The 11,008-nt window shown below is 34.6% G+C and carries 10 protein-coding genes and 1 pseudogene; 10 read left to right on the top strand and 1 reads right to left on the bottom strand.

The features are described 5' to 3' along the window. The 9 genes and pseudogenes from HMPREF9455_RS08410 to HMPREF9455_RS08370 all read left to right on the top strand — a co-directional run. On the top strand, positions 1-391 hold a 391-nt coding region (locus HMPREF9455_RS08410; protein WP_006799222.1), incomplete at its 5' end, for an ATP-binding protein. A gap of 76 nt (positions 392-467) precedes the next feature. After that, positions 468-716 (top strand): annotated as a pseudogene (locus HMPREF9455_RS08405) (BfmA/BtgA family mobilization protein); the annotation flags it as partial. After that, positions 713-1,666, top strand: coding sequence for a DUF5712 family protein (locus tag HMPREF9455_RS08400; RefSeq protein WP_006799221.1), 954 nt, complete (start codon positions 713-715; stop codon positions 1,664-1,666). The pseudogene HMPREF9455_RS08405 and the gene HMPREF9455_RS08400, both read left to right, overlap by 4 nt. Positions 1,667-1,897: 231 nt before the next feature. Further along, the gene (locus tag HMPREF9455_RS08395; RefSeq protein ID WP_006799220.1) at positions 1,898-2,101 is read left to right on the top strand and encodes a helix-turn-helix transcriptional regulator; all 204 of its coding nucleotides are present in this window, start codon (positions 1,898-1,900) and stop codon (positions 2,099-2,101) included. A gap of 3 nt (positions 2,102-2,104) precedes the next feature. Then, complete coding sequence (locus HMPREF9455_RS08390) at positions 2,105-3,316, top strand: DUF4297 family anti-phage-associated protein (protein WP_006799219.1); 1,212 nt, start codon at positions 2,105-2,107, stop codon at positions 3,314-3,316. 13 nt (positions 3,317-3,329) lie between these two features. After that, positions 3,330-5,009 carry an ATP-binding protein gene (locus HMPREF9455_RS08385; RefSeq protein ID WP_006799218.1) on the top strand — a complete coding sequence of 560 codons (1,680 nt, stop codon included), beginning with the start codon at positions 3,330-3,332 and terminating at the stop codon, positions 5,007-5,009. Between the two features lie 32 nt (positions 5,010-5,041). Further along, positions 5,042-6,385 (top strand): Fic family protein, encoded by a 1,344-nt coding sequence (locus HMPREF9455_RS08380; RefSeq protein ID WP_006799217.1) that lies wholly within the window; start codon positions 5,042-5,044, stop codon positions 6,383-6,385. Between the two features lie 100 nt (positions 6,386-6,485). After that, positions 6,486-7,811 (top strand): hypothetical protein, encoded by a 1,326-nt coding sequence (locus HMPREF9455_RS08375; protein ID WP_006799216.1) that lies wholly within the window; start codon positions 6,486-6,488, stop codon positions 7,809-7,811. 608 nt (positions 7,812-8,419) lie between these two features. After that, complete coding sequence (locus HMPREF9455_RS08370) at positions 8,420-9,508, top strand: site-specific integrase (protein WP_006799215.1); 1,089 nt, start codon at positions 8,420-8,422, stop codon at positions 9,506-9,508. 470 nt (positions 9,509-9,978) lie between these two features. Here the strand turns inward: HMPREF9455_RS08370 and HMPREF9455_RS08365 are convergent, their stop codons facing one another. Next, positions 9,979-10,170 carry a hypothetical protein gene (locus HMPREF9455_RS08365; protein WP_006799214.1) on the bottom strand — a complete coding sequence of 64 codons (192 nt, stop codon included), beginning with the start codon at positions 10,168-10,170 and terminating at the stop codon, positions 9,979-9,981. 16 nt (positions 10,171-10,186) lie between these two features. Here HMPREF9455_RS08365 and HMPREF9455_RS21950 point away from each other — a divergent pair, with 16 nt between their 5' ends. Beyond that, complete coding sequence (locus tag HMPREF9455_RS21950; RefSeq protein ID WP_157256595.1) at positions 10,187-10,312, top strand: transposase; 126 nt, start codon at positions 10,187-10,189, stop codon at positions 10,310-10,312. Positions 10,313-11,008: the final 696 nt, after the last annotated feature.

The raw sequence follows: 11,008 nt of genomic DNA, 5'->3' as shown, positions 1-11,008 counted from the left end.
AGCTTGCCTGGAGGGCTATACGGTCTTTTTTACTTCCGTACCGCGACTGCTTACACAAATCAGGGAATGCAGGTCTCAAAAAAGTCTCAGGCAGCTTGAAATGCGCTTCCAGAGATACGATATGGTCATCTGTGACGAGTTTGGATATGTCTCTTGTGATAAGGAAGGAGGAGAACTGCTCTTTAACCATCTGTCCCTAAGAGCCGGTAAGAGGTCTACAATCATTACAACAAATCTTGCTTTTGACAGATGGGGGGAAATAGTAAAGGATAAAGTTCTCGTGGCTGCCATGGTAGACAGACTCACGCATAAAGCATATCTTATCAATATGAATGGACAATCTTACAGAGTTAAAGAAACTAAAAAAATGTTACAATCTAATGAGGAATAAATATCTTTAACCAATCTCGTCCGAGACACTTAGTGGTATACTTTTCAATTACTAAGTGGACTACTTTTCAATTATATTATACACCTCACAGGAATTACAAGACAAAGTTCTGAAAAGAATAAGCGAAGCATTTAGCCAACATGCAGGAGTGATTAATAACCAATCCAAACAAATCAACTCCCTTTCCCAAATTCAACAAAGGGATAACAAAAAACTCTTGCAACTGATTTCCCTTTATTCGGAACTGGCAACGTGCGGAGTAATGGACGGCAAACGGAAAGAAAATTTGAAAGCCGAAATAATAAAGCTGATAAACGAGCCATGAATATAGATTTTCCACCACCGTCAAAAGGAACATATAACAACGCAGGCAGTAGCCGAAGGTTATGCAATTATCTCGAACATGAGGATATGGAACGCATGGAGCAGGGAATCTATACGGAAGGTTTTTTCAACCTGGCAGATGATGATGTTTACAAATCACAGGTCATAAAAGATATAGACAAGAATATCGGTCAGCTACTAAAAACGAATGCCAAGTTTTACGCCATCCATGTCAGCCCATCGGAAAATGAACTTCGGGCAATGGGAAATACCGAACAGGAACAAGCCGAAGCCATGAAACGCTATATCCGAGAAGTAGTTGTTCCCGAATATGCCAAGAACTTCAATAAAGGACTATCGGCAGAAGATATTAAGTTTTACGGCAAAATACATTTCAGTCGGGACAGGTCAAGCAACGAACTGAATATGCACTGCCACTTGATTGTAAGCCGAAAAGACCAATCCAATAAAGTCAAGATAAGTCCACTCACGAATCACAAGAATACCAAAAAAGGAACGGTTAAAGGCGGTTTCGATAGAAAGAACCTGTTCCAACAGGCAGAGCAGGGATTTGATAAGTTATTTAACTACGATAGACAGATAACCGAAACCTTTGAATATTGCAACACGATGAAGAACGGCGGTATCTCCGACCAACTCGATATGCAGGAAAAACAGATTACTGATGAAAGAAAAAAGACAGATGTGCAGATAGACAATGATGCCGACAAGATTGAAAACAAGTTTGCAAATTCTCAAATTACCAATTCTGAAAATAACCTTTCAAATTTGATTGAAGACAAGCAGGAAAACAAACAATCTTTAAATCTTCCCGATTTGGGACTATCCTCCGCATTGGGATTGCTTACACCTGATGTCAACAAGCAAGAGGAAGAACAAAGCCCGATGAAAAGAAAAAAGAAGAAGCCTAAAAAAAGAATCAGGCGGTAGTGTGATTGTTCCCGAAGTTATTTCCCGCGCCTATGTCGGTTATTTCCCGCTCATGCTTCCCAGCCGTTTGGAAGGCGGAAGCACGCGGGAATAACCAACGGCACGAGAATAACTTCTACCGTCTGCTCGCTTGGGGAACGAAACAATAAAAAGTTGAAAACTAAAAGTTAAGCCTATTGGTAGTCTAAGCGCAAATCAATATATTTGCAAAACACATCAAGAATATAGCAAATGGAATTGAATAGATTAAAAGTTGTACTTGTAGAGCAAAAGAAGACTGGCAAGTGGCTTGCTGAAACATTGGGAAAGAATGAAGCTACAGTTTCTCGTTGGTGTGCAAATGTGTCTCAACCATCACTTGAGACACTATTTGCAATTGCGAAAGCGTTGGATGTGGATATGAGAGAGCTATTGGTAAGAATAAATAAAAATTAAGACATGGCAGGAAGAGCGGCTACGGAAACAATTGCTGGGTATATCTATCAATTTGATTATACAATCAAAAACATATTGGGATTGACAAATGATAATGATTCTATAACCATAGAAAACATTGAAGATGTTGACGTACATTCTTGCACTGAAAATATAACTGTCCAATGTAAATATTATGCAGGAACAGAATACAATCACTCAGTAATAGCAAAGCCAATTCGTTTGATGTTAAATCACTATTACAGTGTAAAAAATGGGACAGATTTTCGGATTAATTATAAAATATATGGTTATTATAATTCTGGTCAGAACAAACTAACATTACCTATTACTATAGATTTTTTAAAAACACATTTTCTTACATACAAGAAAGATAAGATAACTAAAAAACATTATGAGGAATTAGGGTTAGATGATACCGATTTGACAGATTTTCTATCATTACTTACTGTAGATATACATGCAGAAAAAGACACAATCCAATATGGTAATATTATTTCATCTTTGATGTCATTGTTCAATTGTGACGATTTTGAAGCTGAACATTATTTTTACAACAATGCATTGAGGCTAATAAGTCATAAAGCAAAAAATAGTGATGTAAATTTGCGTTACTTAACAAAGGGAGAGTTTATCGCTCAAATAAATAGAAAAGAGATTTTATTTCACAAGTGGTTTCTGCAACTTAAAAGAGGAGATAAAGCTCATTACAAATCTTTAAGAGAAAAATATTTCACCATACTTAACATTCCCCCTTATGAGCGTTTCTTTTTAATTGCGCCTGAAGCTAATTTTTCAAAGAGTGAGTTAAAAGACTTACTTTTAACAATATCTCGTAAATGGTCAAAGTTGTCGCAAAGAACTCTTAACCCGTTTTGTCCTTATGTTTATATTCATAATATCACAGAAAGTGACATGATTGAATTGAAGACAGAGTTTCAAAAAGACAATTTCCAATTTGTTGATGGATACAGCTTCAAAGGTGCTTCATTTTGTTTGAATAATATACGCCAAGAAGCAAACTATACAAATAAAATAAGTCTTAGAATAATAGATTCCCTTGAAAATTTAGAATTTATACTCAATGAGCGTGGTAAGACAAAAGAAATATATCAATTTTATTTTTCAACTCCTTTCTTTGATCCCACAAATCCGCTTATAAAACATATAAAGATTCAATATGAAAAAATAGATACAATTAAAGAAATCATATAACAAATAGCACACTATGGCAGAAAACATCATCAATGCAGAAGTGATCTCTGTATATCCAAACAAAATAAAAATCTTAGTAGATGACTTAGAGTCTTTTAAGATTGATGGAGAAGAACTAAAAGTGGGTTCGTATTTAAGAATTGCAGATAATGAAAATGCAATTTTAATAGCAATAATAGAAAACTTCTCAATTGAAGTTGGAGTTGATAAAGATGATAAGCCAACAAGAAAGTATCTTGTTGAAGCTAATCCTTTAGGGATTTTGCGAGGAGATGAGTTTCAAAGGGGGGGTGATTCTATTGCAATCCCTCCTAAAAAAGTTGAACCCGCAACAGCAGAAGAGATATCCAAAATTTATACGCAATCAACAGAAGAGTCAGAAAAATTCATATTCTCTTCTTTATCTAGTAACCATTCAATAAAAGTACCTGTTAATGGCACAAAATTTTTCAATAAACATATTGCAATTGTAGGCTCTACAGGCTCCGGAAAATCACATACTGTTACAAAAATAATACAAAAGGCAGTAGAAGGAAAAAGCGGAGATTTCTCTCTAAATAATTCTCATATCATTATATTTGATATCCACTCAGAGTATAAATCAGCATTTCCCAATGCGAACTATATTGATATTAGTAACCTTGTTTTGCCATATTGGTTACTTAATAGCGATGAGCTTCAAGAAATGTTTATAGATACAGAAGCAAATGACCACAATCAACGGTATATATTCAAAGAATCTGTAGTGGATAATCGAAAAAAGTATTTTAAAGGAAGTGCTGAGGAGAAAAGTAAAATTCATTATGATTCTGCTCTTTATTTCGACATTAATGAAATATTAAAATATGCTCAAGACAAAAATAGTGAAATAATTGAAACCGGAGAAGTATATGCTTCTGGAGAAAAAAAAGGACAACCTAAAACAACTCAAGGAAGCTTATATGGAAAATTGACGAACTTTGTCAATAGATTAGAGAATAAAACTAATGACAGAAGAATGAATTTCTTATTAGGAGAAGATTCTAAAAAAATAACTTTTGAAGAGACATTACAGCAACTGATGGGATATACCACTACTGGTCAGTCAAATGTAACAATTATAGATTTAAGTGGCGTTCCTTTTGAGGTTTTAAGTATTACTGTATCTCTTATTTCTAGAATAATTTTTGAATACGGATATTTTTATAAAAGATTGAGGTGTTCAAAAGATTCAAATGAGAAAATTAACAATGACATCCCTATTTTACTTGTTTTTGAGGAAGCACATAAGTATGTTCCAAATAGCGAACTGTCAAAATATAGAGCTTCTAAAACTTCAATAGAAAGAATTGCAAAAGAAGGTCGAAAATATGGTGTTACCTTACTTTTAGCAAGTCAAAGACCTTCCGAAATCTCTGAAACAATTTTCTCTCAGTGTAATAATTTTATTGCCATGAGGCTTACAAATCCAAATGACCAAAATTATGTAAAAAAGTTGCTTCCAGACACATTAGGTAACATTATTGACGAATTACCAACTCTCAAAGCAGGGGAAGCCTTACTGATGGGAGAATCTGTCGTTTTACCCTCTATTGTACAAATCGAAAAATGTGATTTAGCCCCATCGTCAAATGACATTCCTTATTGGAAATTATGGAAAGAGGAATGGAAAAATATCGATTTTAATGAGTTGAAAATAGAGTGGTATAAATAAAGCGAATACACTTTATAAATGTACTGTAGCAAATGAATCCAGAAACCAATCGTATAGAATACAAACAACAACTCACTGATGATTTAGAAAAAGAAGCAGTTGCTTTTCTGAATTATAAAGAAGGTGGCGTTATTTATATCGGAATCGACAAAACAGGAAAAGCTGTTGGCGTTTCTGATATTGATAGCGATATGCTCAAAATCAAAGACCGCTTGAAAAATAATATCATGCCGTCTTGCATGGGTTTGTTTGATGTATCGGTTGAGAATGTCGACTCCAAAGATATCATTAAGATTACCCTTGCCAGTGGGACGGAGAAGCCATACTATATCAAGAAGCTTGGAATGTCAGAGAAAGGATGTTATATCCGGACTGGAACTGCCGCGGAGCCAATGACAGCACGACAAATCGAATATCTTTTTTCAAAACGTGTCCGTAACTCTTTAGGTCGGATACAATCGCCACGTCAAGACCTAACTTTTGCACAATTGAAGATTTATTATGAAGCTGCGGGTAAAACGTTGAACGAACAATTTGCAAAAAGTCTGGAACTGTTAACAGATGAAGGAAAATTCAATTATATTGCCTACCTGATGGCTGATTCAAATGGAATGTCGATGAAGGTAGCTAAATACAATGGCAAAGATCGTGTTCATCTGTCTGAAAACTATGAGTATGGCTATTGTTCTTTAGTGAAAGCCACCAAACAAATGTTGGACAAAGTCGAATTGGAAAATAAGACTTTTGCCAGAATAACCCCAAAAGAACGTATTGAAACTCGACTTTGGGACATGATTGCTTTGCGTGAAGCCATCATTAACTCTATTGTACATAACGATTACACACGAGAAGTTCCACCAAAGATTGAGTTCTTCGACGACCGTATTGAAATTACTTCTTATGGAGAGTTACCCGATGGTTTGTCTGAGAAAGATTTCTTTGAAGGAATCTCCATGCCTCGAAACAAAGAGATTATGCGCATTTTCAAAGACTTGGAATTGGTAGAACAGCTCGGTTCGGGTGTTCCTCGTATTTTGCAGTCATACGGAAGAGAATGTTTCCGTTTTCTGGATAACTTCATACGCATGACTTTTCCGGCATCAAAACAAGTCACCGAACAAGTCACCGAACAAGTCACCGAACAAGTCACCGAACAAGTCAAAAGGTTAGTTAAAGAATTAGGAAGTGATGTAAAAACGACTAATGAATTAATGCTAGATTTAGAACTAAAGCACAGACCTACATTTTTGTATGATTACTTAAAGCCGGCATTGGAACAAGGATTTGTCGAAATGACTATTCCCGACAAGCCGAATAGTCGACTACAGAAATACCGTTTAACAATCTTGGGAAAACAATTAAAAGAAAAGCTGTAATGCTATCTCATGAGACATAAATCTATTCAAATCCTTATTCTGGGAGGGAATTAAGGAGCCAAATAGATATTATTTATTATTATAAACTAAGAAAACACTCATGAATAAGGCTACAAAGAAAATAAAAACGTGGAAAAACGGAGAGGGAAATTTATGTTTTAGCTATGATATGCGTCAACCAATGGAGAAGCCATGGATAATTGTAATTATTGGAGTTTTCTTTTTTTGTGTGGTAACTGGCGAGTATCTGCACGTTGGCTCTACCTACAGTTTGTCCCCTCTGATACTCTTATTTATGTTCATCTTTTTGTATTGGGCTTTTTATCCATGTAAAAGTAATGAAGTGATAGAGGAGATGATGATGAACAAGAATGTAGACTTACGTTTGCATAATGAATTAAAGAAGTTTGATAATGATGTTTATGAAGTGAGACGTAAGTTTTATCAAGATTCAAAGGGTACATACGGTATTGTAACTGGCACTTATATGTTAGTGTTATTGTCGAATGACGAAGTTCTAGAATATGAACTGAAATATCATAAACCTACAGAAACAGAGAGTGCATATTTCGAATTTCTAAAAAGACCTGTAAAATGCATTAATACTAAACATAGAAAGGCTATAGAGACAACAACTATAGCCAAACTATGGGCAAAAATTAAAATACCTGAGAGAGTAATTTTTTTATTGATCATATTTGTAATTATTGGTATAAGTGCTGGGCTGGCTTTTCTATACCTATGGTTGATGACTATATTTGAATGGAGAGCCATAGCATTCTTTATCGGATATATAGTTGTTTTTATGGCTTTTCAATCGCTAATTGGCAAAAGTCAAAATAAGATCTTGAAATCATTCAATTTTATTGTTTCGCGGCCAATAGGGATTACTATAATCTGGTTCGAATTGATGTTTCCCGCAATGACAATTTTGATGAGTTATATGTGCTTGGGAGTATATGCATTCGGAATACCTATATTGGTAGTAAAAAGCGTAGATTTCCTGTTTAACCTGAATATGTCATGGGAAACATTGCTCTTCATTATGATTGCTATAGGCTCTATTGTTAGTGTTCATGGAGCGAAACTTATTCATTGGATAATAAAGGAACACTCACCATTGAAGAATTGGGAAAATCATAAATATGAGGCTGTCAAGACAGAATTAGCTCTCTATGTTATCAATAAAAATAATGTGAATTTTCTCATCTATCTGGCTTACTTCGTATACTTGTCTATATCAGGATTTCTGCAGGTACAATATAATGAATCGTTGATAACAACTGATGTTGATGGTGCAATATTGAAAGCTTTTCTTGTTTTTATAGCTTTTTCAAATATGGTCAATAAATCTAAAGATGTTGAGATAAAAGCGAAACCATTACTAAGTAAGATGATAAGGTTAATGACCACCCATGATAAATGAATTTAATTGTTTCAGGATATAATAAGTCTCGAAACAAATAATATGAATGATATTGTTTCAAAAGTTTTCCTTCTGAGATGTATTTGCAAGTGTACAAACAAGTACAACCAAAATATTAAAAATATTCGCAAATAATAATAGATTAATTCTTTATTTTCCTACCTTTGGTCTATCACTTAAAGAGGAAAAATTCTCTTAAAATACACTCTAAAAACGGAGTGAGTAACGAGTGAGTAGAATATAATCATCGATAGTTAAAATACTGACAGCATACGGCTTAGATAGGACACTCCAAATCCGTCAACGCCCACCGAAAGGTGGAAATGTCGAAAGACAAAGAAAGCCAACAAAAGACAAAGAGTCTGATTATCAGTAGATAGTCAGACTTTTTTTATTTCCATGATTGACAAAACAAGACAAAAATTGACATGTTGAGACAACCTATCCGTGGGCAAATCGTGGACAAAATGACCCCAGAAAAACTGTCCACGATTTATAGGATAACTCAATGATTTACATTGTCTTAATATGACAGTTTTTGTCCACTTTCAGGATTCTTAATCTCTTGGTTTCGAGTAATAAATTTGTCGAATTAAAAGAGAAAAGAAATGAAAAGTACTTATCGAGTTCTATTTTTAGTTAGAAAAGCAAGACTTAACAAAGACGGTTTGGCTACAGTTATTGTTCGTGTGACCATTGCCGGAAAATCGGTAGAATTTAATTCAAAAACAGCTGTTAATCCTACCTTATGGAATCCTATTGGACGACTCATGGGAAGGTCAAAAGATGCCAAAGATGCAAATGATGAATTAGATAAAATCCGAGGAGATCTGAAAACTCATTACAATAACCTATATGACCGTGATGGTTATGTAACTCCCGAAAAACTACGTGATTCATATTTGGGTATAGAGATACAGCAATATACCTTAATCATGCTGTACGACAAGAAAGTGGAACAGAAACGAAATCTTGTCGGAAAAGTTATCCGTGATACTACCCTTAGCAAATATACTGCTACCAAAAAGCGAATAGAGGACTTTCTCGAATACCAATATAAAAAGAAAGATATTCCTGTCAGGGATGTAAACTTTCAGTTTGTACTTGACTATGAAACATATCTTCGTTCCAAATGTGATTGCGGACATAATTCTACAGTAAAACATCTGCGATACCTGAAACAGATACTATCAGAGGCATTCAAGAATAGATATATCACAACTGATCTATTTGTAGATTACAGACTCGGATACAAATCTGTCGATAAGGAATATCTCCTGGAGTCAGAAATAAAGAAACTTATGAGTCAAAAATTTGAAGCAAAAAGACTGGAAGAAGTGCGTGACGTTTTTCTCTTTCAGTGCTTCACCGGAGTCGCATACATAGATGCTGCTAATCTTACAGAAGATAATATTCAGGAGGATGAATTCGGGCAGAAATGGATTCGGCTCTATCGTCAGAAGTCCTCTGTTCAGGCAAATATACCATTGCTGGAAGTACCTGAAATGATACTCAATAAGTATAAGCATCTGGATGGGAAGCTCTTGCCGATTCATACCAATCAAAAGATGAATGAATACCTGAAGGAAATAGCAAATCTGTGCGGAATAAAAAAACGGCTCAGCACGCATGTAGCAAAGCATAATCCTTTTTGTTACCAGCTGAAAACAAACAACTTACAAGATATTTATTCTTAATAGGTAACGATTTGGAAACGAGCGAACTTCTATTTTGCACTTCATTTTGCACAAATACAAAGAACACTTGATCGTAAAAGTACAAAATATTCCTTATAAGACAAATTTCCATCAAGATATTATTTTGTGATAGTTAAGTAAATATTTAGGGACGTGCAACTGGCAATATTTTATGGTTCACTAAAAGCTGATTATTTATAACAAGCAGCTTTTGATAATAATAAAAAACGTATTGTATCTTTCTTACAAGCAGATACGCCCTGTAACTTTATTCCGGTTACAGGGCATTCTGCTTATCATAATGTTATAGTGCAATGATTATTCCTAGAGGGCTATTCGCCTGCTGAAATTGATTTAGTTATGGCTTTTGTAGTTGTAAACTCGTCGGATTGCTAGTTTCTAAAGCTATTAACTCATTTAGTTCCAAGTTATCACATCCTTACTTATAATCTTTTTCAATGATAAGTACACTATTTGTAACAGAAGGCTTTATAAATATCGTAAACATCAGGATCACTCCACATCAATTTTAAGGCTCTGTCATTAAATGTATAAGTACCGGATTCTGTTTCGTACAAATCTGTTAAAGTAAAAGTGTTGCCGATAGCAAATGTGTAAGTAAAAGTATCAAAGTCTTTTTTAGCCCAATCAGTTATTCTCATTAGCTGTACTGTTATATTGGTATCCTGTTCACCTAGCTTAGCGGTAAGTCGTCTAGTCCAAAAACTAAAAGGGGCAAGTTCACATAAATTGTTTAGCGAGTTCGCCCTTCTGCGTAAGCAATATTGGGGTCAACATTTATGACCACGTGACTATTTTGTAGCTGCTATCGGCACGATAATAGATGAAATCATCAAAGAATATATTGAAAATCAGGATCCAAGACAACCAGACAATGATTTTCATATCGGTTCATAGTTTCAACAGGCTTTTGAGCTCAATAGGACTTTGGGTCCGCAATACAATATGTGGTACATTGAATTTTTCTTTCATTTTCTTTTGTTTTAAATTAATAAAAGTGATTATACCCAATGTCATTTATGACCAGTATTAGATATCCAACATTGGAGCAGAAAATGGCCTAAGAGGGTTGGCTATTGGACGCAAAGACTATATGTTCTGTGGTAGTCATCAAATTGCTTACTATGCAGACATTATTTCCTGTTAGGTACTTGCAGATTACAAGGGAATAACCCCGAAACTTGGCTTAATTATGAAAGAATCAGTTAACCGATACAAAAACGGAGGATCTGCAGCTATTGCTACTTGGAGCATGTAACCAACGACTCTGTCTATTTTGGGGAAAGCAACGATGAACGACCTTGTCGGTCGTCGGTAAAACGTGCTTTATCAAACTATTACTTTTTATTGAATAGCTTTATTTTACAACCACCGATAGAAATATTAACAATGTCTATTTTTATATTTCCAAAGTAATTCTTAGAAATTGACCCTTAGTTTAAAATTTATATTCAATTAATTATTGAATATGATGTTTGT

It is taken from the genome of Dysgonomonas gadei ATCC BAA-286, from assembly GCF_000213555.1.
Classification (GTDB): Bacteria; Bacteroidota; Bacteroidia; order Bacteroidales; family Dysgonomonadaceae; genus Dysgonomonas; species Dysgonomonas gadei.
Note: the sequence above shows the minus strand (reverse complement) of the source record. Positions and strands in the feature narration are given on the sequence as shown.